At 40.1% G+C, this 25,446-nt stretch carries 19 protein-coding genes; 10 read left to right on the forward strand and 9 right to left on the reverse strand.

Annotated elements, in window-relative coordinates; translation table 11 throughout:
- Positions 1–2 precede the first annotated feature (2 nt).
- On the forward strand, positions 3–1,421 hold the full coding sequence (locus G511_RS0120235) for an oligosaccharide flippase family protein (RefSeq protein ID WP_028471270.1): 1,419 nt from the start codon (positions 3–5) through the stop codon (positions 1,419–1,421).
- On the opposite strand, the gene G511_RS0120240 is transcribed toward G511_RS0120235, so the two are convergent.
- From G511_RS0120240 to G511_RS0120250, 3 genes are read right to left on the reverse strand one after another with little or no spacing between them, the layout of a single operon-like run.
- Positions 1,422–2,453 (reverse strand): polysaccharide pyruvyl transferase family protein, encoded by a 1,032-nt coding sequence (locus tag G511_RS0120240; protein ID WP_028471271.1) that lies wholly within the window; start codon positions 2,451–2,453, stop codon positions 1,422–1,424.
- Positions 2,454–2,460: 7 nt separating this feature from the next.
- Positions 2,461–3,474 (reverse strand): acyltransferase family protein, encoded by a 1,014-nt coding sequence (locus G511_RS0120245; RefSeq protein WP_028471272.1) that lies wholly within the window; start codon positions 3,472–3,474, stop codon positions 2,461–2,463.
- Entirely contained in the window at positions 3,471–4,172 is a 702-nt protein-coding gene (locus G511_RS0120250) for an SGNH/GDSL hydrolase family protein (protein ID WP_028471273.1), read from the reverse strand. The genes G511_RS0120245 and G511_RS0120250 overlap by 4 nt, the downstream gene beginning before the upstream one ends.
- A 122-nt stretch (positions 4,173–4,294) precedes the next feature.
- Between G511_RS0120250 and G511_RS0120255 the strand changes: the two genes are divergently transcribed.
- Both G511_RS0120255 and G511_RS0120260 read left to right on the forward strand, forming a co-directional pair.
- A complete protein-coding gene (locus G511_RS0120255; protein ID WP_028471274.1) occupies positions 4,295–6,898 on the forward strand; it encodes a VanZ family protein in 2,604 nt (867 codons plus the stop codon).
- A 177-nt stretch (positions 6,899–7,075) separates the two neighbouring features.
- Positions 7,076–9,331, forward strand: a complete 2,256-nt coding sequence (locus G511_RS0120260) for a hypothetical protein (protein WP_156905263.1) — start codon at positions 7,076–7,078, stop codon at positions 9,329–9,331.
- Between the two features lie 14 nt (positions 9,332–9,345).
- Here the strand turns inward: G511_RS0120260 and G511_RS0120265 are convergent, their stop codons facing one another.
- From G511_RS0120265 to asnB, 4 genes are read right to left on the reverse strand one after another with little or no spacing between them, the layout of a single operon-like run.
- Positions 9,346–11,082, reverse strand: coding sequence for a hypothetical protein (locus G511_RS0120265; protein ID WP_028471276.1), 1,737 nt, complete (start codon positions 11,080–11,082; stop codon positions 9,346–9,348).
- Between the two features lie 43 nt (positions 11,083–11,125).
- Entirely contained in the window at positions 11,126–12,181 is a 1,056-nt protein-coding gene (locus G511_RS23530) for a GNAT family N-acetyltransferase (protein WP_156905264.1), read from the reverse strand.
- Positions 12,153–13,346: an aminotransferase class I/II-fold pyridoxal phosphate-dependent enzyme gene (locus G511_RS0120275; RefSeq protein WP_028471277.1), complete on the reverse strand. Its 1,194-nt coding sequence runs from the start codon at positions 13,344–13,346 to the stop codon at positions 12,153–12,155. The genes G511_RS23530 and G511_RS0120275 overlap by 29 nt, the downstream gene beginning before the upstream one ends.
- Positions 13,347–13,348: 2 nt before the next feature.
- The gene (asnB, locus tag G511_RS23535; RefSeq protein WP_156905265.1) at positions 13,349–15,247 is read right to left on the reverse strand and encodes an asparagine synthase (glutamine-hydrolyzing); all 1,899 of its coding nucleotides are present in this window, start codon (positions 15,245–15,247) and stop codon (positions 13,349–13,351) included.
- Positions 15,248–15,459: 212 nt separating this feature from the next.
- Here asnB and G511_RS0120285 point away from each other — a divergent pair, with 212 nt between their 5' ends.
- From G511_RS0120285 to G511_RS0120295, 3 genes are read left to right on the forward strand one after another with little or no spacing between them, the layout of a single operon-like run.
- Positions 15,460–15,711 (forward strand): phosphopantetheine-binding protein, encoded by a 252-nt coding sequence (locus tag G511_RS0120285; protein ID WP_028471278.1) that lies wholly within the window; start codon positions 15,460–15,462, stop codon positions 15,709–15,711.
- 19 nt (positions 15,712–15,730) lie between these two features.
- The gene (locus tag G511_RS24050; RefSeq protein ID WP_051222286.1) at positions 15,731–17,530 is read left to right on the forward strand and encodes a hydrolase 1, exosortase A system-associated; all 1,800 of its coding nucleotides are present in this window, start codon (positions 15,731–15,733) and stop codon (positions 17,528–17,530) included.
- Positions 17,500–18,786 carry a glycosyltransferase gene (locus tag G511_RS0120295; RefSeq protein ID WP_028471279.1) on the forward strand — a complete coding sequence of 429 codons (1,287 nt, stop codon included), beginning with the start codon at positions 17,500–17,502 and terminating at the stop codon, positions 18,784–18,786. Before G511_RS24050 ends, G511_RS0120295 begins: the two co-directional genes overlap by 31 nt.
- A 44-nt stretch (positions 18,787–18,830) precedes the next feature.
- Here the strand turns inward: G511_RS0120295 and G511_RS0120300 are convergent, their stop codons facing one another.
- Entirely contained in the window at positions 18,831–20,063 is a 1,233-nt protein-coding gene (locus G511_RS0120300; RefSeq protein ID WP_028471280.1) for a pyridoxal-dependent decarboxylase, exosortase A system-associated, read from the reverse strand.
- Entirely contained in the window at positions 20,063–21,649 is a 1,587-nt protein-coding gene (locus G511_RS0120305) for an acyl-CoA ligase (AMP-forming), exosortase A system-associated (RefSeq protein ID WP_028471281.1), read from the reverse strand. The genes G511_RS0120300 and G511_RS0120305 overlap by 1 nt, the downstream gene beginning before the upstream one ends.
- A 133-nt stretch (positions 21,650–21,782) precedes the next feature.
- Between G511_RS0120305 and G511_RS0120310 the strand changes: the two genes are divergently transcribed.
- The 4 genes from G511_RS0120310 to pepA all read left to right on the forward strand — a co-directional run.
- Positions 21,783–22,562, forward strand: a complete 780-nt coding sequence (locus G511_RS0120310) for a S1 family peptidase (protein WP_028471282.1) — start codon at positions 21,783–21,785, stop codon at positions 22,560–22,562.
- A gap of 86 nt (positions 22,563–22,648) precedes the next feature.
- Positions 22,649–23,113: a low molecular weight protein-tyrosine-phosphatase gene (locus tag G511_RS23545; RefSeq protein WP_281170434.1), complete on the forward strand. Its 465-nt coding sequence runs from the start codon at positions 22,649–22,651 to the stop codon at positions 23,111–23,113.
- A 553-nt stretch (positions 23,114–23,666) separates the two neighbouring features.
- The gene (locus G511_RS0120320) at positions 23,667–24,437 is read left to right on the forward strand and encodes an N-acyl amino acid synthase FeeM domain-containing protein (protein WP_156905266.1); all 771 of its coding nucleotides are present in this window, start codon (positions 23,667–23,669) and stop codon (positions 24,435–24,437) included.
- Positions 24,438–24,781: 344 nt separating this feature from the next.
- Positions 24,782–25,446: flocculation-associated PEP-CTERM protein PepA (gene pepA, locus G511_RS0120325; protein WP_028471284.1), on the forward strand; the 665-nt coding region annotated here is incomplete at its 3' end.

Genomic DNA, 25,446 nt, shown 5'->3' on the forward strand with positions numbered 1-25,446 from the left:
TTGTGAATAAGCTTAAGAAATCACTAATTTTATCTTTTATGCAAAAATATAGTGAGCTTTTAATTGGTTTTGCTGCCAGTGTTATTTTAGCTCGTTTATTAATGCCTGAGGAAGTTGGTCTTTACTCAATTGTAGCGACAATTATTGTTGTAGCTCATATGGTTCGAGATTTTGGAGTCTCTTCTTATATTATTCAAGAAGATGAACTTGATGATCAAAAATTAATGGCTGCCTTTTTTGTGACTTGTTTTTGGTCATATTCTATAGCGCTAATACTATATGTTAATTCAGTTGATATTGCTGGTTTTTTTGAACGTGAAGAGATAGTCTCTATACTAAATTTAGTAATTATTAACTTTCTGATAATTCCTTTCGGGTCTGTATCATTAAGTTTATTACGTAAAGAAATGAATTTTTTAGCTTTACTCAAAGTTAATGTCGGCTCTGCTCTTTTTGGTGCGGTTGTTTCGGTAAGCATGGCTTATAATAGCTTTAGCTACATGAGCCTTGTGTGGGGCAGTATAGCTACAACAGCAATGACTGTTTTATTAAGCAGCTTCTATAGGCGAAGGGTTGAGCTAGTTACTCCTAGTGTAGAGAAAATAAAAATAGTATTTAAATTTGGGTCCAAATCCTCGTACATACATATTTTGTTTATGATGGTCTCACAACTGCCTGAAATACTTATAGGAAAGTTTTTTGGTATGACGAATGTAGGCTTGTATAGCCGAGCTAATGGCCTTGTAAAGCTTTTCCATATGGGAGTGATGCAGGGAATTATTCCTGTCTTATTACCTCATTTAGTGAATAGAATGAAGGTTTCAGGAGATATAAAACCTGAGTACTTAAAAAGCATTGGCTATATTTGTACCTTCTCTTGGCCTTTCTTTATTTTTCTAGCACTTATGAGTGAAAACATAATAGAAATTCTATATGGTGCTAGGTGGACACCAGCGGCTCCTATGGTGACTTGGCTAGCAATTTCTGCCGCTATAGTAAGTATATACTCTGTAAACCCTCATGTTTTCGTAGCTAGCAAAAATATTGATCTAGACGTGAAAAATCAATCTATCTCTCAAACCTTTTCTTTGTTGGTTATGATCACAGCATCTTTTTATGGGTTAGAGATGCTGCTGTTTAGTATTGTAATTAGTCGACTATTTACAATGATAGTATCAGTATATTTTTTATCTAGGGCTATAAATGTTGGATATACAGAGGTTTGTAATGCTTTGTTTAAGCCGCTGTCTGTATCACTGATATGTTTTATTGCTCTTTATACGCTCTCCATCTCTAATATGATTCTGGAGAGCAGTCTATTTATCGGTACGCTTATATGCGGTGTAGTATTTGTAGTTACTTGGATTTTATCCTTATACTTAGTGAAGTCGGATATGTTAGATTTGATCGCCAAAAAATAGTTATTTTATTAAGGCAACACAACTATCAAACATGTCGTTTATTTTTTTAACAGCATCTTTTTTATACTCTCTAATGCTATTTAATTCATCTGGTGTGAAAGAGTAATCAGCAGCATTAATATTTTCGCTAAATATTTTAGCTTGTACTAGTCGATTCGTTAGCCCTAAGTCATGTAATATTCCCTCTACCTTATGTGAATTTCCACTTATGGCAACGAATGGTGTTTCAGTTACCAATGTGAAACATAGGGAATGAAATCTTGATGTCAAGAGAAGTTCTTTGCTAGCAAGCTTTTCAAGGTACCCCTTTATAGTTGGGTTTATATAGGAGTTTCTTATTTCTAAATACTTGGCCTCGCTTATACCATCAACGTGAGTGCTTTTTCTCTTTTTAGTAATAAAAAACTTTACATGCCTTAAAGTTTCTTTAAATGAAAGCTCCCCTTCTAGCCTGTTACTTCTTAACACAGGAAGGAATTCCCAACCATACTTATAAGAAGATTTTATATTATTAATGCTTTCATGAATAACAGGGCTATCTGTTATTCCAATTCCTTGTCTAATTGATAACTTATTCTCTATGAAACTTTCCGATAAAAGCATTGTTAAGTCCGGAGCAAAACCTGAATCTACACCTATGGACTTCATGACTTCTAGGCTTGATGACTCCCTGACAAATATTAGGTCAAAATTATTTAACATTGAGTCAAAGCTTTCAGGGTTATCTTGGTATGTTGCATTAATTAATACACAAGGGACTTTATTGGATTTTGAATATTGCGCTATATCAAGTAACCATTTTGCTTTTTCTCGCCCGTGATGAATGGTACCTTCACCATTTACAATGACTAAATCCACATTGTTAGCTAGCGACAGAAGTTTTTTATCGTCTCTGAAATTGACGCCTACAGGGCACGCATGGACTATTTTTACGCCTCTTTTTAAGAAGCTGTTTTTTATTCCCTTTACAACTGCTTCACAACCATGGTGAAAATCATATGTAGTATCATTAATGAGTATTGCTGTTTTCATTTTATTCTCACGGCGAGCAGTTTATTGAAGTTTTCTTATATGAGTTGCGTATCTTTCTCATAACGGGCTTTTCTATATGTTTTGTGATTAAATTCGCTATATATAAAGAAGCGATCAATGCTAAGAACACGCTAGTCGTGCTGTGTAAACCATTTTCATTAAGTGTGTAAATTATTTTAAAGCCAATCATTTGATGCACTAAATAAAGTGTATATGAGATACTTCCAAGCCATATAAGAGGTTTCTGTTTTATGAAGCTCAATTTATCATTTATAGCAAGTGCAAACAATATGAAGAATGAAGTACTAAATGCACTGCTGATAACATCGCCTGTAATTAGCTCTGCAGCTAGACATGATAATAGTATTGTTAATTTGTATAAAGAAAATCCTTCCTGTTTCCATTTATAAAAATATATTCCAGCAATAAATAAATGAGTAAACTGTAATACAAAAAATGTTTGTATGCGCCACGGAACGTCAATGTTAGCTTCTAATAAAAAGTAAGTAGTTATCATGGCACTAAGCCATAGTGGCGCTATGAAGTTCATGCTTTTTAGTCTAGAAGTTAAGAACAAAAATAACATAACGAAATAGAAATTAAGCTCCCATGCTAAACTCCAGTAAACACCATCTACAGCAGGAACATAGAAAAATGCTTGGAGCATCGTTAAGTTTACTATGAGCTGTGAAAAAGTCAGGCTTTGATTAGGTAGGGGAGAGAGGTAACCTAATGTAAATGTGAGTAATACAGCAGCCCAGTAAGCTGGATAGAGTCTTGAGAGGCGGGAAACACTAAAGTCTTTCCATGAGTGGCACTTTTCTAATGTCATGAATATTACAAATCCAGAGATTATAAAGAAGAACTGTACGCCTAAGTGCCCCCATGGGGCTGAGAATGCCGTGGGAGTTGTATGTTGGTAGACTTGGTCATATCTTGTTGTATAGTGAAATAGGACTACACTCAACGCCGCTAGGCCTCTAAATACATCTAATTCTTCAAATCTATTATTTTTTGTCATTTTGAGATTACTTGGGAAAGTATGGATTTTAATGTTGAGTAGCCACTTTCATTTAAGTGGACTCCATCGCCTGAGTGGTATTGTTTCTTCAGTTGTCGATTTGAATTCATGAGGCGCTGATAGTTTTCTATAAACGTGCAATTTTCTTTTTTTTCACAAATAGCTTTATATTCTTTATTAGTAGTCGCTATTGTTCTGTTTATTTTTTTTGTCTTAGATTCATCAACAGGTAAAATGGCTAAGAGAAACACAGGTACGCTTGAATCAATTAAGTTTAAAATACGCTCAACATTCTTCACTGTATTTATTAACCCCTGCTGAATATCATTAACGCCAATTTCGATGATTATTTTATCAGCTTCTTTTATTGATTCCATACTAGCGACTCTAGATAGAAGGTTTTTGGATGTATCACCTCCCAGCCCAAAGTTGACGGATTTATTTGAAATGTCAGAAACAGACATTCCCTGAGTTATGCTGTCGCCTAAAAATATCACCGATCCTGAAGTTGTATTTTTGTCTACACGTTTTAAATGTGCTTGCATCTCAACTTGGAATGGCGTTAAAACCGGGTGTTCTTTACCTGTTGATATTTTAGAGCTCAATAATTGAGCAATACTGGCTTTAGGGAGCAGGATAAGAATAATTATGGTTGTGATAATTGAATATAGTGTTAACAGTTTCTTGTGATTGGCCATGATTAATTATGTATTAGTCTTTATCAGTATCAATTGCTCGGTTACGAATCATAGTTGAAATGTTATGATTTGCTATTGATCGATAGTTTACATGTTACTGTTACTTAAGAGTGATCTATTTCATGCGATTTTTTTTTTATTTTGTATGCTTTCTCATAGCTTACGGTTCCCTTTTTCCTTTCGAATTCTCAATAAACATTGATGATGCTGTTTTTTTAGCATTCATTAATTCGTGGAATGACCAAACCAGTCTAGGTGATGTGTTAGGTAACATTATTCTTTTTATACCTTATGGTTTTCTTGGCTTGGTAGCATTTGCAAAAAGCAAAGTCAGTGTGACGTTAATTGCTAGCCTTTCTGCGCTAGGTATTCTTCTAGCGTTGGCATGCCAAGTTGCGCAGTTGTATTTACCCAGCCGTTCACCTGCTTTAGTTGATGTGTATTGGAACATCCTTGGTTTAGTGATAGGTGTAGCTTTTGCGTATTCTTATAAAGTACGTATTTTTATTAAGAGTGTTGAGTTATATTCGTTTTCATTTCCTTTTGTTTTGTTAGGGTTATGGGGGGCTTCAAGGTTAGTTCCTTTTGTTCCTAGCATTGATCTACAGTCGTATAAAAATGCACTTAAGCCGCTGCTGGTTGATCCAGAATTTGATTTTTATCAGTTTGTTTTTCTATTGGCGGCTTGGTTGGCTGCGGCTCACTTGTTTTTTTACTTATGTAAATCAAGAGTGAAGTTTTTACAATTGATTGTCGCTGTTGTCACTGTTTCCTTGCTCGAAATTATCATTGTCAAGAACGATTTGTCTGTGACGGATGTAGCGTCATGGATATGTGCTTTATTTTTGTGGCCGTTACTTCCTAAAAGCCTCTCTCAAAGATCGCTTTGCTTGGTTTTCGCATTGTTGATTGGTGTTGTGTCAGGGAGTCTGTTTCCTTTTGAGTGGCAAGTAAATAATGCTGGTTTTGAATGGGTCCCATTTTCCGGGTTTTTGAGCGGCTCTATGTTAACAAGTGCGGGCGTCTTTGCTCAAAAACTCTTCGTTATAGGGTCTATTTTCTTTTTGCTTTGTGAATCTGGCTGGCTTTCTCTTAAAGTTATCGTTGCTATTTTTTCCATTTTCCTTGGTGTTGAAGTTCTGCAGAGTTGGCTTGTTGGGCATTTAGCAGAAGTTACTGATCCATTATTAGTATTATTCGGTGGTTTGCTGTTTCGTAGGATTTTTCATAGCTCTCTTCAAGTACCTACAACTCCTAAAGCACAAAGTATTATTACGCCGGTTCTAAAGCCTATAGAAACGCCTTGTCTATCAAGCTCAAGTGACTTTAAGCAGCGTTGCTTTGTTGCTCTTGCAGGTAGTGTCGTTGTTGCATCTATTATGCTTATATTTTATTTTTTAGTTCGCTTACCCGGTGTTCCCTACAACATTCGTGAACTGTTCAGGTTTGAGGCTTCTGGGTTTGATCTGTTTTTTGTAAGTTTAGCCTTGCTGTGGTTTGGGGTAGGGGCTGCATGGATGGGGAAAGTAATTGCAAAGAGCAGTCGGCCCATTATGGTTGCGCCAGTTGCGGCTACGGTGGTCGCAATTATATTGTATTTCTTATTCTTTTTTGGTGTCACAACTGAAAGTATTAGTGATGTTGCGGGTTCCTCTGTCTGGGTTCATCGCGTAGGAACTAGAGGAATTTTTGGACCTTTAGGAATCAGTTTTGTTGAACACTTTGGTTCGGATAATTTACGTCTGTTTACTGAGCCGGTTGAGCCCATTGTAAGGTTTGGTGCACTATTCGGGCCTGTTTTTATTCTGTTTGGTGTCTTTTTTGCTACATTGTTTAAGACTCGATGGCTTCCTTTACCCTGGAGGAAAAAAGGTGTTTTACGGTACTTCCTTATCTATTGCTTATATATGTTGCCATGGTTTCTTGTATGTAAGGTTATAGCATTTGATTTATCCTCAACTGACAATCTTAACGAGTTAATAGCGCGTGATGCTTCGTGGGGACTAGGAGGTGGAGGTTATCTTTATTTGTTGGTCTTTATCGTTGTTTTTTCGGCAGTGCTGCTTTCAACATCGCTTATTCGAGTTCGTTTTTTAACCATATCAGTTGCATGCCTATCCGTGCTTGTTTTAATCCCTGTTGGCTGGTTCTTATTGAACAAAGGTTTAGTGGAAAATGTAGGGAAATACGGGTTGAACTACTCTGGTGTGGATTTTTTGTTGGGGCCCGATCGGAAAAATTTGGTTTCATCAGATTCATTATTCTTAAGATGGATTGTGGTGCAGTTAAGTGGCGTTATCGTTTTAGCTACTGGCGCTCATTTATACCTACGCTGGGTTGGAGTGTCTATCTTGAGTAGGCATGAAACTGTTTTATCGAAAAGCGCTGTCAATACGTTTCAAGATATTGAAGTGAACTTGAGCACTTCACAGTTAGATTTTTTAAATGAACTAGCGTCGGTAAAAAAGCAAACGATATCATTTATCGTAAGGTCTATTATAGATAACGCGATGAGTGAAGAGCAGGGCAGTTCAGATGAATTTTTCGAAAGCTTAGAAAAAAGCATTTCAGAATATTCTCGTATGAAAACATCTGTTATTCGTGTAGAGCCAAATCAAATAAAGTGGGTCGCTGTAATGGCCTCTAAAGGCAATGTGAGTGATTCAAGAGTGATTCGCAAAACAGTTGAGCAGTTTATGACGAGTTGCTCATCAGGGTCTTATTAGTGTCTCACTTTCACTGTCAGTAGTTAATCTATATAGGCGTTTATGATTAAGTTTCGTACTGTTTTAAGAATACTTGTTTGCTATTTGCTCTTTATGAGCTCAACTATGGCAGCTGAACCCTCATCTACATTGCCTTTTGGCAACGTAAGTGCACTACAGGCTTTAGGATTACTTCCTGTGTTTGATAATACTGGCCGAAAAATATCTGCAGACACTGATATTAAATGGTCTGGTGAAGGTGGGGAGCGAGGTGAAATTGGACTTTTGCCAGAGGATCATGCCGCATTTGTAGCTGGTAATACTGATCTTTTGCCCGGTATTTTGCAGGCTGCTGATCAAGCACCTCCAACGGCTTTTAGTTTTGGGCATGCTCCTAACTTATATTGGTTACCTTATCTGATGACGGGAGATAAAAAGTACCTGGGTTACATGGAAAGTTACTACCGTAAATTTTGTGAAAAAATGAGTAAGCCGTATGATAACTGGGTGGGCTGGCAACAGTCTGGTCGCTATCTGGCTTGGACTTTGCGGCAGCTAGTACAATTGGCTTATTTAGAAAAAATGGGACTGACAAAAAATACGTATTATTTAACGGCTTTGAGTAATGCAAAAAAATATTATTTGAATAATGTAATAGGGGCTTCTAAGGATAAGCCTTATTACGATGTGTGGAGGGTTTTAGCTTTTAACTCTGTTACTTATAAATCCTTCGGTTGGACAGGGTGGATGGAGAGTATGGTAGGTCAAGTTATCAATTATACAGTACATCTGGGGTTTGATGATTGGCTCCCTATAGCACAGTGGCAATTCGAGCATTTAAACCGACGCGTGAATTTATGGTCTGTTAAAGCGGTGGATAATGATCATATATTTTTTTATGACCGCGCAAAGAAAGGAGAAATTACGGACTATAAAAGTGCAAAGTTGTGGGCTACCACACACGGCTGGGAAGATGTAACGGAGTATTCCGTTAACATAATGAACAAACCCACTTATAAAAAATGGGACAAAGATACTTTGTTTACTGCTGATGCTAAAGTTGATGGTAGGTTTTTTACTTACCGTAATCGAGCTCAGTATGCTTACGCTTGGGCTGCACTGGCCGCTCAAAACGATATTGAAGGTGCCGCTGAAATTGCTAATCTGCTACGCGAAAAAATTGATGAGCGTGGCGACCGTTGGGATTACAAAAATTATCAGTCGGGTTATCCATTTAGTATTAAAAAGTCAGAAAATTTTACACCTCAAGTGTGGAACCCAATTAGAGACGATAAAGGAAAAGTAATAAAGTCTTCTTGGAGCGCCCTGCCAATTAGTTCGAGAGATAATCCGCATCTCTTAAGAATTTCAAATTTGGATCCTGTTGGTGAAATCACTGCCTTATTAGAGAGTAATGGTTTTAACACTTCTAAAATGTATGGTTATTCTCATGTAAAGGGTACTTTTACTGCTTGGGTAGGGCAGGCATTCGATAATTACTCCAAGGTTGTTTATTACCCTTGGGGAGGGGGACATGCTGATTCTTCAATTAATGGAATCTGGAAGTTGGACCTCAATAAGTTGAAATTCGAGGTTGAGTCAATGCCATCCGACCCTGATTTACAAGGCTCTGAGTGGTCTGATAAGTATAAAAAGCTAGGAGGTAATGGCTCATTCACTACGTATATGGATGGTGCTAGTGTGATTTCTTATGTTCTCCCTGATGGACGGCCTCCATCTCAGCATACGTATGGCGGTGTAGCGAAGGTGGGGGATGTGTTGTTCACTACTAGAAATCGCAAATATGCTTACAACGTGAAGACGAAAGAATATAGCGTTGAAGGCTGGAAAAAAAATGGATCCAAGTTTAAGACAAGTATCCAAAATGCGGTGTTTCCATATAAAGGTAAAGTGTTTGGTATTTTAAAAGCGGACCTCCAGTATTCAGGATGGAATAAGCTTGAATCGGCTGAAAGCACAAATATTTTAGACATTGATGCTCCACCTAGAGGGATCAATTTTGTAGGGCAGCATCTGATATTTCAGATGAATGAATCAAAAATTATGGTGATGAACTATCATAAGAAAAGCGGTAAAAACGTTTACTCCATATTTGATATGAAAACTGAGAGCTGGGGTGATCTAGTAGAAACGTACGGTTTACCAGCGCATAGCTATACGCAAGAAATGCAGGCAGGGGTCTACATCCGTTCTTGGGGAAGTAAAGGTTCAGTTTTACGTGAGTTCAGTTATGGCTCGTTAAGAGGGCAATGGTATTTGTTGGATTTGGCAACCAGCCAGTACACGCCATTCTCGTTTACTGGCTATGAGGTGCAAGCAGGTACTTTTGTTGGCAATAAAGCATTTATAGCTGATATTGGTGGCATTAAAGCGCTTTTCTACCTTGCGGTTAATAGCAAAGTATCTGAAGTATACGTAATGAGAATTCAGTAATTCAGCGTTACTTGTTATTTAACTTCTAAGTTATAACGCTCGCCTAAGTATTCTAAAGTGGCTATTAGGCCATACTGTTTTGCAGAATTTATCAAATCAATATTGAATAGGTTTCTCATAATCGGGAAATCTTCATCAATGACGCGTGATAAATACGGCTGAGATAGTGGTGTATCTAGTGCTTCTTTGTGTCTGTTTTTTAATCTAAATGAGAGTTTTCGAGTAAACGGTGGACGTTGAGTGCTTAAAAAAGTTTTTAATCGATATTTTAGAGGTCTAACACCGTTTAAGGAGAAGCCATAGTCACTAGGATAGTTAGCCAGACGAGAGTTTACCTGGGATATCATGCGGCCTTGTAGGTAGCCTAAGTCTTTATAATTTAAAGGTATTTTTGATGTGTTTGAAATGGCTGCGGGTTCAAGAAACGGGAAGAGCATCTTACCAAAGCGTTGGTTTAATTGAGCGTCACGACCTGTCCAAAAGCGTCCTCTAAAGTGAGGATACAACTGCTCTATTTGGTAGCGTTCTAAATGTTCATTGCTGCTGTTAATGGCGTTTTTCATACACGCGGCCATTTCTTCTCGATACTCTGCTTCTTTAAATTTTGAGCTAAAGGCGTTTTGGTTATATTGAGAATAAAATGTAGAAACAACATCTTGAGCTCTCATCTTCTTATCGGGAATGTAAAAGAAGTTTCTATAGATTTCACCTAAAGATCCATTTAAAGGGATTTGCTCGTTTACATGGCGTTTGAGCCGGTCGTTGCGGTCGGTACCAAAATCAAAGATCCCATATTCAACTTTCCAACCATCAAAAGCATAAAAATTTGCTTGAGTTATTTCATTGTAGCTATCAAGTTCAATGGTCGGTGCTGTACTTTTGTTTATGCATTCTAATTCAAGGCTTTCGGCCTTCGCGACGGTTTGTGCAATAACAACATCTTCATCATTGTCGTTGCCGTACACGAAAAGTTTTGGCTTAACTCCGTGTTGCATCAGCATTGCCAATGATAAACGCGAGTCAAACCCCCCAGAGAATGAAAGTTTTATGTTATCCCCATATGCGTTAGCAATAGGCTCAAATGCGCTATCAAGCTGCTTACAGTGGTAGCTAGCTACTTGATCTAGTGTCATATTGGCAGCACAGTTATCATTATCTAAAACCGGGCTTTTAAGCTGAAGATTCTGTGTTTTTTGACCTGTAATTTTTAGGATGGAGTTTGCTGGTAAAGTGCTAATACCTTTGAGAAGTGATTTGTTCCCAAAAACGGCACCATTGATAACGTATTCATAGCAAGCCTGTGTGTCGAAAAACTTAGGCTCTGTTATATCGCACATGGATACAAATGAGTTTGAGTATACCGAGCACTGAGCATCGACGTATATTTGGTTACAACCTAGGCCGTCTGATATGAGGTAAGTGCAGCCGGCTTTTCTCAGTATGACAACATATGTTCCTGTCATTTCTTGCCATGTGAAAGTTTCGGTATTGAAATTATTTAGGAGGCTATTTAGCCCCAACAGTGATTTACTGCCTTGATAGGAAAAAGTGCCTAGCGACACAATAAAGTCTCCGTTTTCAACTTCTTTCAATACCGGAGTGTTACCTGATAGATCGTTAAATAAGATCAGGTTCTTACTGCCCAAATCGATTGTGAGGTATTTCGAAAAGCCGTTTTCAGCCATTCTTTTTATATGGCGATCAACGTTATTTTGAAATTTCTCTTTGTCGCATAAAACAAAAAAACTCATTGAGTTCTCCAATCAATACAGGCAGTCAGTAGTACGGGTGTTTTTATGGCTTTAATTTTTTTAGCAAAGTGGCCGCTTTTGAATACGCACTGATGTGGTACATGGTACGAATTTCATCACTCCATTTGGTGTGCCATTCCATAACTTTCCCATAGAACTCAATACGCTCCACTAGCTTATTGTCGAAAATATACTCAAAAGCATCTTGTTTAAGTAATAAAGCTGGCGAGGATATTTTGATACTTTCGTCATAAGTTGTTTTTAATATGATAATTGAACCATTACCCGTGATACATAAATCAGTGGCTACTAAGTCATCGTTATACCAAAATTGAAAAACTATAGCGTTACCTTTTTCAGCAAAGTTGCTAAGCATATCGGTGTAAAAGCGCCCTTGATCGTTATCAGCGCTAATAGCGGTATTTAATTCAGATTTCCAGCCTGCGCCTTCAAGCTTACCGTATGCTTGAATCGCCGATGACATTTCGCTAGGAGAAGTCAGCTGAACAAGGCGAGTGGTAACTTCTTCTCTTTCCAGACGGTTTCTCTGCTTACGAAGGTTTTGTCTTAAATTTTTTCCGCGTTTAGCCCAGTACTCCTCAAAGCTTTCTTTTATAGTCACTCTGGCCGTTTCGATATAAGGCATAGTGCTAAATTGGCTACTTTGTTCAGGCATAACCAGTAACTCTGGATCTTGCTGGGTGATACTTAGGGCCAAAGAAGTAAATGAGAGTTTCTTACGCAGAGACTGAGCTAAGCTTTGTGTTGAAACTTCAGCTTTTTGCATCCAGCACCCTATTGGCGCTTGAGATGGTTGGAATGTGCTCCAAAAGCCTATACGGGACTCCACAACAATAGCCATGGCCTGTATTGAGTTACCTTCTTGGTATATAGCGAGTTTTTCAGTTCCTGCGCCAAAGTGCTTAAGCAGTGGAACTACAAAATTACTGTCCAATAGCGGTGTAGATGTTGTCTCGCTATTCAGTTGATCCCATTGGTTTGTATGCTTATTAAAATCACTTATAGAGTAAAGGCTCCAGCCTATCGCTTGCATTGTCTCGTCCACTTCGTTATTTGATTGCGTGTATGATTTTTTCAATCATCCAATCGAGTTCTTTTGATGTTAATTCTTGATGGCAAGGGAATTGAAAAACATGAGAGGAAAGCGTCATGCTATTTGGGCAAAGTTCTTGATTTATTTGCTCATCAAGAAACTCACCAAACCTCCAAATAGGTACTCCTTGGCGCTTGAGGGTATCAAATGCTTCTGGACTATTGACAAATAGTGGGAAAACAAGAGGTACACACTCTTTGTCCAAGGCGTCAAATAGTGGGTGGGCATTTTCAAGACCTTCAAGAGCAGTGTAGAGCTTTTCGTAGTTGGCTCTGCGCTTAGAGGTGATTCGCTTGTAATCACTTTTTTTGATGGTCATCAACGAGGGAGTTGAAGTGTTTTTATGAATCCAATTTTGATCAAGACCGTAGCCCCCTTCTGAAGATGAAGGGCTAATAGCTGTGCTAACACTGCTTTTTCGTAGACGTTTGATAGAATTCCACGTCAATTCTTTTACTTTCAAGATGGCTTTTAAAAGCTTACCGAGAAAGCCGAAACGACCGTAATTGATTGCTCTCTCGACAATGTTAAAAAATGATTTTAATTGTAAAGATGCGGGTTGAGATTCAAGGTTTATAGTGTTTAGAGAGTGCTTTGATGACGCTAATACACCACCGTCAAAGCAGGGGAAGAACTTCATGCTGCTGGCGATCGAATAATCCCCTACAGTACCTACCGGCACTCCATTTTTTGAGCCGAAAAAGGCATGAGCGCAGTCTTCTATTAAAATAATGTTGTTCTCATCACAAAGCTTTTTTACGTTACACAGGTTTTGTATACGTCCGAAGTAGTGAGTGACGATAATAGCTTTAGTAGATGACGTGATTTTCCCTATTATATCGTCATCGTTAATTGATGTATCTGCATTAATTTGATAAAAAACAGGTGTGGCTACACGCCATAATACCGGAGATATCATTGACTCACAGTGGTATGCAGGAATTAAAACTTCGTCTTTTTCTGTGATTCCTGCATGCTCTAGTGCAAGCGCTATTCCAGCTCGTCCGCTAGTTACATGTATCTGCTCAGAGTTTGATAGTATTGATTTAACATCTCTGGATGTGTGCGACAGCTTGATCGATTTTTCAGACAAGACTGGTGCTAAAGGGATCGCCGGTGAAGGGTAGGAAATCCGGTTGTTTTGCTGCATGTTCATCCCTTGCCCTTACTCTCTAGCCATAACTCAAGCACCATAAGAATCCAGATTAGCTCGCCATAGTAAGCTGCGTGTCCATCGCGATGTAGTTTTATCAAATGATCTAAAAACTCTACTTTAAAATAGGAACGATTTTTTAGTTTCAACAAGCTTTCATAGGCTAGGTCCTGCAAAGGTTTGTGCGTTTGCATCCAAACCCCGAATGGAAGACCAAATCCTTGTTTTTTCTTGGTAATCGTTTCATTTGGAAGCCAGTTTGTCATGGCTTCTTTATAGAAGTAACGTAGTTTTTGTCCTTTTAACTTCCAGTCATCGGGTATTTCGCAGGCTAGCTCGAGCATCGCATCATCAAGCATAGGGTAAGCAACTTCGACACCTGCGAGTGCGCACATGTGGCTAACTTTCCTTAAGTCGTTGTCTGCGAGAGTGAACTGCCAATCGAGAAAGAGCATTCTGCTCAATGATGTTGCATTCTCAGGAGCATTATAGACTGATTCTAATAATTCTAGAGGGTAAGTAGTCGAAATTTGATTTACAAAGTCATCATTGAATATTTCTGACGGTGCGTGCTGGTTAAGAAAGTTATAAGTCTGCATACGACCAGGCAGAGGTACGTTTGCCTGATTGACATAACTATTCACTTTGCTGACTAATGGCAATTTTTTTGGAAATGCTTTCAATAAAGGTTCTATCGCATTACAGCGTAAGCCTTTAGGGATGCTGTTATAGACTTCAAATACTTTTTGTTTCGCATAACGTTCATTGCCAGCAAAAAGTTCATCACCACCATCACCACCTAACAGTAATTGCACACCATCTTTGGCTGCTTCTTTTGCACAAAAATAGGCAGGAAGAGCAGAGGAGTTGCCAAAGGGCTCGTCATAACTAGCAACGATCTTGGGTAGGGCATCCACAATATCTTCGGGCGTAACATAATACTCATGTAGTTTAACGCCAAAATGTTTTGCTGTGATGCGAGCAAAAGCCATTTCATCATAGCCTTTAGCAGAAAATCCGATGGAGTAAGCATGTGCTTGGTTGTCGCTGAGTTCAGAGAGCATTCCTGTAACAGTCGAGCTATCTAAACCACCACTCAGAAATGCAGCTACAGATTTGTTTTGTGGGATTGAGCGTTTCACTGAATCTTTTAATGTAATGCGCAGCTCTTCGCACTTATCTTCAAAGCTTGATGATTGGGTCTTTTTAAACGTCGGTAGCCAGTATCTATCTTGGCTTATAGCGCCATCTTTCCAGCAGATAGAGTGGCCGGCTAGCAGCTTACTCATACCTTCATAAATAGGCGTTGGACTGGGAACCATATGAAAGTACACATAGTTATACAGGCCTTGATCTCTTAGCCGAGTGCTTACAGAATCATGTGCGAGTACGGTGCCCGCAGTACTTCCAAATATGATGTGTTTATCGCACTGGGTATAATACAACGGAATACTGGCTAGGCGATCAACACCGCAAAACAGCGTTTGATTGTTATTATCAATAATGACGAAGGCGAAAGATCCTTGGATTCGCTTGGCACATCCATGGCCTTCTGATTCATATAAATTAAGTAGAGTAGCAGCATGGCTCTGTTGTTCTGCTAATGCTGTTAAGTCTTTTGTAGGCCACCAGGGTGTACCAATGACAGTAACGCTAATGTTATTTGCTTCGTAAACCTCAGCAGTAGAGGCTAGGTAATTTTTCGAAGCGCTATCGCTTGCTGTCGATGTAATTGTTAGCGGACTATTCAGTGCTTGTTTCATGTTTATGGCATTTGTGGTGCCATTAGCGTCAGCGCCTGAAATATCTAACCAACCATAAAATGCAGGCGCTAGCAGTGGCGTAGAAGAATTATTACTTTCATGGTTATGTAAGGTATTTACTACATTCCCTGTCATTATATGTCCTAGTGTCTGCTGATGTTAAGATTTCATGGTTTATGATTTGCATGTATGGCGTTCAGTTTATCGTGCTTTTTTAATAATGTCGTTATTGTTTTCTTGATCGGTTTGTTATTTTACTGCTGAACAATTTTGCTGATTAATCATGAGATGCTAACATTACAATCGTGAGTTTTACCTTAATGGCGTGTCAATAGTAGGAGTTTTGTGTGATTACATTGGATGAAGTGAAGCAGCTTATTGGAGATGCTTTGCAGCTTGGCTCTAGAGTTGATGATTATGATGAATCTACCCCTTTGTTAGGTAGTATTCCTGAGTTTGACTCAATGGCTGTAGTGATGGTCATAACCGCCATTGAAGAGAACTATGGCGTAGCGGTTGAAGATGACGAGATTAGTGCTGAAGTGTTTGAAACGATTGGAACACTCTTTAGCTTCGTTAATGACAAAGTTTCTGCGTAATTAATATAGTAAAAACTCTATGACTCCCCAGTTTGTGAATGGCCCTTCGGGGCGACTGTTTATCGCACAGCACTTTGCTAGCGCCGTTGTTGCATCAGAATGGATTATTTATTTACCTGCATTTGCAGAAGAGATGAATAAGTCAAGAAGCATGGTGCGAGCCCAAGCTGCTGCTTTTGTTAAAGCAGGTGCTACAGTTATTGTGCCTGATTTATTTGGGACGGGTGATAGCGAAGGTGATTTCGGTGATGCGAATTGGGATGTGTGGAAACAGGATATTCGTTATCTGGTTTTGAGTGCTCGGCAACAAGGTGCTAAAAAGATTACCTTATGGGGGTTGAGAGCGGGTGCCTTAATGGCTTTAGACCTAATGGATGAAGGTTTAGAGGAAGTATCACAATTGATACTGTGGCAGCCCGTCCATAGCGGTGAGCAGATGTTGACGCAGTTTTTAAGGCTGCGTATGGCTGCTGGAATGATGACAGGTGAGCAAGAAACGGTCGCGCAGTTGAGAGAGCGGCTAAGTGCGGGAGAGAAACTTGAAGTAGCCGGGTATGATGTGGCTCCCTCAATGTTGTCTCTGCTGGACCAGGTTTTATTGAAGAGTATGACGTTTAAGCAACCGCTGAAAATTAATTGGTTGGAAATAGTTGCCTCCCAAGGGCGAGGTTTATTACCCGTGTCACAAAAATTGATCGCTTTGTGGCAATCTCAAGATGTTGAGGTTTATTCAAAAGCGGTTGTTGGTGAGCCTTTTTGGACAACTCAAGAGATAACGCTGGCACCTGATCTTATTGATGAAACAACGCAGTTGATTGCGCCTTCATTAACATCGGGCATCTCTTGTGCAGAATTACCTGCATCTCGATTGCCTGATTCTGATGCCGTTGTTCATGAAAGTGAGCGTCAGGAGGAGGCGACAGAGCAAGAACTAAGCTCTGAGCAGCCTTTTGTATTTTCTTGCGAAGGTGAAGAGTTAGTTGCGGTACTGCATTTGCCTAAGAGCCCTGAGAAAGCTGAGAAGCTTGGTGTGTTAGTCATCGTTGGAGGACCTCAATATCGTGTTGGTAGTCACCGTCAATTTTTACATCTTGCGCGGCACTTAGCTAAGGAAAATATTCCTGTCATGCGTTTTGACTATCGTGGGATGGGGGACGCTTCCGGCGACTTGTTAGGGTTTGAGAATGTTCACGTTGATATTCAACACGCCATAGATAACTTTATGCACAAAGTACCAGGGCTTGATGGTGTTGTGTTATGGGGGCTGTGTGATGCGGCATCGGCGGCGTGCTTTTATGCACCGAGTGATAAGCGAGTTGCAGGGTTAGTGATTTTGAACCCTTGGGTGCGAAGCGAAGCCGGAGAGGCTAAAGCATTTTTGAAGCATTATTATTTGCAGCGTTTATTTTCTCGTCAACTTTGGTCAAAAGTCATTAAAGGTGATTTCAAGATATCAGCATCCTTGGCTTCTTTAGTGTCTATGCTTAAGCGCTCTAGTAGCTCTGAAGATACTAGCGTTGTGCAAAGTGAAATAACGTGTACGGTTGAGCCTCTTAAACAGTCTTCCACAAACTTACCAGAAAAAATGCAGTCTTCACTTAAAGCCTATCAAGGTCCTGTTCAATATATCATGAGCGGTAATGACCTCACTGCTGCTGAATTTGATGATGCGGTTAAAGGGTCAAGAAGTTTTACACGATTACTTAAACAAAAAAGAATGCAACGCGAAGACTTAAAAAGTGCTGATCATACTTTTTCTAAACGTGAATGGAGAAATAAAGTAGCAGCATGGACAGTGAACTGGATTCGTACGCTCTAAATAAGGTTCTTTTAATCGCCTTTCATTATCCGCCGGTTAATGTCAGCAGCGGGATTCAAAGAACACTCGCTTTTTCGCGTTACCTGCCAGAAAACGGTTGGCAGCCAATGGTGCTTTCCGCTCACCCTAGAGCTTATCCTTCAGTTAGTGATCATCAGCTAGAGGATATTCCGCAAGGTATGCTTGTTAAGCGAGCTTTTGCGCTAGACTCTGCTCGGCACTTTTCTTTTAAAGGGCGCTATCTTGATGTTTTGGCTTTACCTGATAGGTGGGTAAGTTGGTTGCTAGGTGGTGTTATGTCGGGCTTGAAACTCGTTCGATCTCAAAAACCTGCTGTTATTTGGTCAACTTACCCTATAGCTACGGCGCATTTAATAGGTCTAGTTATGCAGCGCTTAACAGGGCTGCCTTGGGTGGCTGATTTTCGAGACGCTATGCTAGATGATGTATACCCAGCTTCAGGGGCTAGAAGGCGGTGCCACGCTTGGCTTGAAAGGAAAGTAGTAGAGGCTTGTTCTGCAGCTGTTTTTACTACGCCGGGCGCGGTTGAGCTATATAGGCAGCGTTACCCTCATATTTCTGATAGTAAGTGGCATCTGATACCTAATGGCTTTAACGAAGAAATATTCGAAGAGGTTGAAGTTGAGTCTAAGAATAATTTAGAAACAAGTAGGCAGAAGCCTTTTCTATTGCTTCATAGTGGAGTGTTGTACCCTTCTGAGCGCGATCCTCAGCCTTTTTTTGATGCTGTCTCTGAGTTGAAAAATGAAGGCAAGATATCTGCTCAATGTTTTAGCGTGGTTTTGCGAGCCACTGGGCATGATGAGCTTTACCAGCCTGTCTTAGATAGGCTGAATATTAATGATGTGATTACGTTAGCTGATGGAATTTCTTATCGAGAGGCGTTGTCTGAAATGCTAAGCGCAGATGGTCTATTGGTTTTTCAGGCGTCGAACTGCAATCACCAAATTCCAGCTAAAATATATGAATACTTTCGTGCTCAACGACCTATATTGGCATTGACTGATAGCCAGGGGGATACTGCAAAAGTGTTGCTTGAAGCGGGCCAAGGTTCAATTGTTGCTTTAGATAATAAGGATGCAATTAAGGCAGGGCTTGAAGGTTTTCTTCAGAAAGTTAGGGCTGGGGAAGAAATAGGGGTAACAAAGGAGGCTGCGCACAAATATTCAAGAAGAGCTTTTTCATCAGAACTGGGGAAAGTACTTGATAAGGTTGGTCGTGTGAATAAAGAGTAAACCCATGTTTGTATGGGCTTACTCATTGCGTATTTTTTAGTTGGTTATACCAAAATTTCCGCAGGGTGTGGATGACTTAAAAAGTCCCTTGGGCTAGCGCTGAGGCCGTAAGCGCCAGATTGGTAAACGGCTATCAAGTCACCTATGCATACCTCAGGTAATACTGTTTTATCAGCAATAATATCTAACGGTGTGCATAAAGGGCCCACAATATTAACTTTTTCAGTTGTTTGGCTTGTTACGCGATTCGCGATGCAAACAGGGTAGTTTTTGCGAATAATTTGCCCAAAGTTTCCAGAAGCGGATAAGTGGTGATGTAATCCGCCGTTGGTGATTGCGTATTTTTCTCCGCGCGATTCTTTGCATTCAACTACTTCACTAACATAAAGCCCAGCCTCACCTACAAAGTATCGGCCTAGCTCCATGACGATTTCAGCTTCAGGTAGGCGCTCTTGTGCTTCTTTTATCAAGGGCTTCAGGTTTTCCGCAATTTCACCTAGGGGTAGCGTTGCTTCGCCGGGGAAGTAAGGGATTCCTAAGCCGCCGCCAATGTTCAACCAAGTGATGGGTTGTGGGGCAAACTCTGCTAATCGGTAAGCTAAAGCAAACGTTTTTGTTTGCGCTTCAATAATGGCTTCAGGGCGAAGGTTTTGAGAACCGCTAAAGATATGAAAGCCTTTGAAATTAAGGTTGAGTTGTCCGCAACGCTGTAGCATATCAGGCACGCGTTCTGCATCAACGCCAAAAGGCTTTGGTCCGCCACCCATTTTCATGCCAGACGTTTTTAATTCAAAATCTGGATTAACACGAATAGATACATTTGGAAGAACAGAAATAGCATCGCCTATTTGAGCGATACGCTCCATCTCTCCCTCAGACTCCATGTTGATGATAATACCCGCCGCGACAGCTGATTTTAGCTCGGCATCTGTTTTCCCTGGGCCTGCAAAGCTTATGGTTAGCGGATCAATGCCTGTGTTTAACGCTACTTGCATTTCTGCTACTGAAGCAACATCAATACCATCAGTCAATTGAGAGAGGTGTTGGACCACGGCGGGCATAGGGTTTGCTTTCATGGCGTAATGTAAGTGCAGGCCTTCTGGCAATGATTCGCGTAAGATTTCAACTTTTCTTGTCATGATGTTGCGATCATAAACGTAAAAAGGAGTCTTCCCTGTGCGTATAGCGAGGCGCTCTATAGATATTCCGCCGGCGTGAAGGTGGTTGTCAATCACCGGAAACCAGTCCATGTTGGCATGCTTAGGTGCTTCTTTCATTAAGATGCAGACTCCTGGAAAATGTCTTTATATTCGGTAGCAAGTGTCTTTCGATCAATCTTGCCATTTTGGTTTCGCGGTAAGGTATCTATAAATATGATTTTTTTAGGCAGCATGAAGTTAGGTAGTTCTTTTTGACAATACTGCAAGAGAGATCGCTCATTGCAGTCCGGGCCGGCAATCGCTAATAGTAGGATAGCTTGTCCTAATTGTGGATGTGCTACTCCTAAAGCGACTACCTCTTTTATGAGGCTAGAGCTATAAAGTACCTCTTCGACCTCTGTTGGGCTTACTCTGTAGCCAGATGTTTTTATCATTTCATCTTTTCGGCTAATGAAATATAAAAAGCCTTCCTCATCTTTTTTAACTTGATCACCAGACCATACAGCAATCTCTGTTAATGGTATTTCAGGGTGTTTGTTGGGGATTGCTTTAAAGCGCTCAGCCGTTTTTGCTGGATCATTCCAGTACCCCATAGATACAAGAGAGCCTCTATGCACCAGCTCGCCAGGTTCACCAGGAGCGCATTCAGTACCGTCTTCTCGAAGCACTAATATTTCTGCATTAGGAATGGCCTTGCCCATGGATTCCGGTCGAATAGCAACTTGCTCTGGTGGTAGGTACGTTGATCTAAACGCTTCGGTTAAGCCATACATTAAATAAACAGCTGTAGCAGGAAGATACTTGACTAGCTTGTGGGTGGTCGCAACTGGCATTGCGCCACCCGTATTGGTTATGTAGCGCAGTGATTTTTTAGTTTCTTCTGGCCACTCAAGTTCCGCCAGCTGGTTCCATAAAGGGGGTACCGCTGCTAGACCGGTTATTTGGAAACGAGCTGTTGCTTTAATAACATCCCTAGGAAGTAGGTAATCCATTAAAACAACGGAGGCACCAACTGAAAAAGCTGTTGTTAATTGGCTAAGGCCGTAATCAAAACTAAAAGGCAGAACAGCTAATAAGCAGTCTTGTGCTGAGTTTTCTAAATAACTGGCAACGCTATGCGCACCTGTAAGCATGTTCTTGTGTGATAAAACGACGCCTTTAGGGTTTCCTGTACTGCCGGAAGTATAAAGAATGGCAGCCATATCGGTATCTATAAGTCGAATGCTGGTGTTAGTTTCAGCTTCAGCACAAGGAGTGTGCCAGCGAATAATCGTTATTTGAGGTAAGAGGTCTTCAGGGATTTCCCCTTTGTCCACTAATATAATAGAGCGAAGATCGTGACAATCAATGAGTGTGTCCTTAAGCAGTTTGAGGCGGTCAGATGATGTAACCAGCGTTCGAACATTGCAGTCTTTGAGAATATAAGAAACTTGTTGGGGCTTTAATAGTGGATTAACGGGTACAAATACGCCACCTGCCTGCGCCGTGCCAAAAATAGTAAATACAGTTTCAGGTATCTTGGGAAGGTATACAGCAACCCTTTCACCTGGCAGGGTGTTTAAACTGAGAAGTTTTTGGCAAGCGTGGTCTGTTTGAAATTTCAAATCAGAATAGGTAAAGACCTCATTTTTATGAAGCAGAGCATTGGCAGCTGGAGTGATATCAGCTTGCTTCTGAATGAGGTCGTATAGCAATTCTGGCATGTTGCATCCTTATAAGCGGAAACGGTATGAATAATTCCTTGATAATCTCTATTATAGCTTTTTACATTCGGCTGTATATGTTGGCTCTACAGGTTGTATACTGATTTTTAAGAATAATATCAAAGGAAGGGTTATGTTCAGTAAAAAATTTTTAATGTGCTTCATTTTCCTATGTTTAGGTGTATGGAGCCTTAATTTGCGTGCGGCGTTGCCTGACACGATCGATAAAATTCGAGGGAGTATAGTTGCGGTAGGAAGTATTTATCCTAGTAAACGTGTTTCAGGCAACAAGCCAAAAGCAGTCTACAGTGGCACAGGTTTTGTTGTGGGGAATGGGCGCCAGGTTGTGACAAATTATCATGTCATTACTGCGCGTGAATTAGATGTAGGGAAGAATGAGAAATTCGCTATTTTTAGTGGCCGTGGAAAAGCAGCAAAAGCACGTGCTGCAAGGGTTGTTCGTACGGATCCAGAGCATGATCTTGCATTATTAGAGTTTGAAGGGCCTGCATTGCCTGTAATGAAGCTTGCGGGTACTAAGTGGTTACGTGAGGGTAGTGAAGTCGCGTTTACTGGGTTTCCTATTGGTATGGTTTTGGGTATGTACCCAATCACTCATAAAGGAATTATTGCCTCGGTTACGCCTATTGTTATACCTGCTCAGTCATCTAAGCAGCTAACTTCTGCTCAGATAAAAAGGTTGAGAAACCCGCTTCAGGTCTATCAATTAGATGCTATTGCTTATCCCGGCAATAGTGGCAGCCCTGTGTATGAGGTAAGCAGTGGGCGTGTTGTAGGTGTAGTCAACAGTGTGTTTGTTAAAGGGACAAAAGAGTCAGTATTGGAGCGCCCTTCAGGCATCAGTTACGCAATACCCGTAAAATTTGTACATCAACTGTTAAAAAGTCTCTGATTTAGTATTGTCTTTGAGAGGTCGCTTTGCTTTCTGAACTGTATCGTAAGTTTTTTGGGGAGCCATCTGCGCCTGTATCGGTGTTGGTGGTATGCATGGAAAATATATGTCGTTCACCGATATTGGAGGGGGTTTTAAAGAAAGCGTTGGCTGAGCAGGGGCTTTCTGGATTGGTAAGAGTTGATTCTGCGGGCACGTATGCCTCTCAGCCAGGAAGTAAACCTGATGTAAGAGCTGTGAAGGTTGCTAGGGAAAAGGGTGTTGATATTAGTCGAATACGCTCGAGGAGAGTAAAAGTAGAAGATTATGATAAATATGATTACATCATTGCTGTAGATGATAGCGTTTTGCAGTTTTTAAATGAGGACTCATCTGGAGGTGGGCGTTGCCAGATAAGATCGCTGGTGTCTTTTATGGAGGAGCCCACATCAGATCAAGTTCCTGATCCGTATTATGGGAATGCAGCTAGTTTTCAGTTTGTATATGATCTTATTGAAAAAGCGTCGGAAGAAATTGCATTATTTATTTCAAACGATTGTTTTAAAAAATAAACATCTATTCTGTTTCTTTTCGTTATTTGATATAAAAGCTTAAAGAAGGATGAATATTATGTAGTATAAAATTTTTATTTTTATCTTTAGTATATGCGGTCTCAAAAAGGAGACACTATAACTGTTTGTTTTTAAGTGATTTATTGTTATTTGCTTATATGTTGTCTGCTTTTTTAGACGGCGTTTTTAGTTTTTTTTACTTATATAATCATTTCAAATAATCTTTCCCTGTGAAATCATAGGGTTTTTAGTAAACGGTCAAATGGTATGTCTCTTGCATGATTGCCTAGTGTCAGTATTTTCTGCACAAAAGAATGTTAAGGTGATGGGGCTTGAATATGAACGTGTTACATTTTAGTAAAAATTTATTTATCTATGCCTATGAGTGTATTGTTTCGTTACCTTTTGGTGCTTATGGGCAGGGTGGCTCGATAACGACTTTAAAGAATAATTAAAAATGTCTATTCAACCGTCTAAAATATCGCTTCTTCATAAATCTGAGATTTCTCAGCCTCCTGTTCGTTATAAGCTGGCTACTACGCAAGACGAGCTCATGCAGGCATTTGAGTTAGTGTGGCAAAGATATACTAAGGTAGGTTTGCATCCGCTGGATAGTATCGGAAAGCGGGTTACCAAGTACCACCTTTTGCCTAAGACAAAAGTGTTTATCGCTTCGTCATTCGAGCTGTGCGATAAGAATGGAAAACCTGAATATAAAGACAAAGTTATTGGGACGCTCACCGTGGTCCACGACAGCAGTTTTGGTTTGCCGGCTGAAGAGCTGTGTAAAAAAGATATAGTCGAGCTGCGCCGAAATGGTGAGGAAGTAGCAGAAATCACCAGTTTTGTTTGTAATCAAGACGGGCAAGATAAGCGTGTTTTTTTGAAGCTGTTTCGTTTGGCTTATGAGTATTGCTCTAAAAGTAATGTGTCAGGAGTTATTGCTTCGCTTACCCAAAGACATATAGGTTTTTATCGTAGGTTTTTAGGTTTCCAGGCTCTCGGTCAGCTTTCTGGCTATAAATTTGGGAATGGTGCGGTGGTTCAGGCACATTTTGCTCATTTGAAAAATGGTCGTGATTTACTTGAGAGGCGCACAGCGGCGCTATTCGAAGAAGATGAGTGGAGAGATTTTTGGGGTAATGAGGCTGAAGAAATGTTGACGGAATCTTTGAAGATAAAACCTCTAGAGAGTGTGCAGTTAAGGTCGATCATTACAAGTTGTTCAAGTCTTCAATCACAAATTGATGCACAAACAGCAAGCGCATTAAATATTGAATATAGTAAATATGGTGTTGAGTTAGGCTTGGTTCCAATGAGCTAGGGTTTGGGGTTATTTGTTGGTAGGTATGCTTAGTTTGGTTGTGCTGGCTTTTAGCTGCTTTCAAGAAGGCTGGATTTAGTTCTTTTTTGATGAAGTTTAGTTCACCAGCTTAGTTATTGTAGGCCATATCTTATGATATGGCTTTTTTGTTTTCGTCTGTGTAATTTATTTTGATTAAGGTGTGAGTGTCAGTTTTTTTTACATTGCTGTTCGTTGGTAATTTATTTTTTTTCATAAGTAATTGATAATTATTGCTTTATTAAAGTTGGCCCGTTGCGTGCATTAATTGCGGCAAGCAAAGGGCAGGTTGAACGGCTCCCACATAATATTTAAGGAACTATGCAATGATGAAGTCAGCTAAGAAAATGTTTTACCCTGCAGCACTGGCAGCAGGTGTATTGTTAAGCTCAAGTGCAATGGCATTTGAAGACTTTCAGGTAACTGAGGGGTCAGTTCCTGGCGCAGCAGTAAATACTTTTACTGCTGATCGTATTGTTGGTGGTTATCAGGAAATCGTTACTTTTGGTGCGGGCACGTTTGATGTATCTATTCTTTGGACTGCTGGGCAGTTCTTTAACGATGGTGTAAATGTTGCAAGCCAGGTAGGCGGTTTTGGTGCTGGTTCTTATGACATGTACGGTTTGTTCCAAGCAAGCGGTACATTTGTTTCTGATGGTTCAGGTGGTTCACTTTTCAGCTTTAACAGCGGTGGAACATTAGATCTGTTGATCGATGCAGATAAAGATAATGCGTACACAGCACCGTTAACGGGTGACTTGGCGTGGACTGCTACAGGTAATACTGCAGATGATATCTTGCTTGCTACAGGTGAAGTATTAAGCGGTGCAGGTGTTTTAGATCCTACGCTTAGCACATGTGGCCCAGGCGTAAACTGTGGTAGCTTTGGTACTAACACAGATTTCAATCTTACAGCTGCAGGTAAAGATTTCTTTACTGCTCCTATTCCTTTCTACAATGTATCTTTCCAATCAGGGCAGTTTGATCAGTT

It is taken from the genome of Neptunomonas japonica DSM 18939, from assembly GCF_000422765.1.
Classification (GTDB): Bacteria; Pseudomonadota; Gammaproteobacteria; order Pseudomonadales; family Balneatricaceae; genus Neptunomonas; species Neptunomonas japonica.

Bases quoted from the DNA above. Each gene is read 5' to 3' on its own strand.
- G511_RS0120240 (WP_028471271.1), bottom strand. From the start codon at position 2,453: ATGAAAACAGCAATACTCATTAATGATACTACATATGATTTTCACCAT.
- G511_RS0120305 (WP_028471281.1), bottom strand. From the start codon at position 21,649: ATGCCAGAATTGCTATACGACCTCATTCAGAAGCAAGCTGATATCACT.
- G511_RS0120255 (WP_028471274.1), top strand. From the start codon at position 4,295: ATGCGATTTTTTTTTTATTTTGTATGCTTTCTCATAGCTTACGGTTCC.
- G511_RS0120300 (WP_028471280.1), bottom strand. From the start codon at position 20,063: ATGAAAGAAGCACCTAAGCATGCCAACATGGACTGGTTTCCGGTGATT.
- G511_RS0120265 (WP_028471276.1), bottom strand. From the start codon at position 11,082: ATGAGTTTTTTTGTTTTATGCGACAAAGAGAAATTTCAAAATAACGTT.
- G511_RS0120295 (WP_028471279.1), top strand. From the start codon at position 17,500: ATGGACAGTGAACTGGATTCGTACGCTCTAAATAAGGTTCTTTTAATC.
- G511_RS0120245 (WP_028471272.1), bottom strand. From the start codon at position 3,474: ATGACAAAAAATAATAGATTTGAAGAATTAGATGTATTTAGAGGCCTA.
- G511_RS0120310 (WP_028471282.1), top strand. From the start codon at position 21,783: ATGTTCAGTAAAAAATTTTTAATGTGCTTCATTTTCCTATGTTTAGGT.
- G511_RS0120250 (WP_028471273.1), bottom strand. From the start codon at position 4,172: ATGGCCAATCACAAGAAACTGTTAACACTATATTCAATTATCACAACC.
- asnB (WP_156905265.1), bottom strand. From the start codon at position 15,247: ATGACAGGGAATGTAGTAAATACCTTACATAACCATGAAAGTAATAAT.
- G511_RS0120320 (WP_156905266.1), top strand. From the start codon at position 23,667: ATGCAGGCATTTGAGTTAGTGTGGCAAAGATATACTAAGGTAGGTTTG.
- G511_RS24050 (WP_051222286.1), top strand. From the start codon at position 15,731: ATGACTCCCCAGTTTGTGAATGGCCCTTCGGGGCGACTGTTTATCGCA.
- G511_RS0120275 (WP_028471277.1), bottom strand. From the start codon at position 13,346: ATGCAGCAAAACAACCGGATTTCCTACCCTTCACCGGCGATCCCTTTA.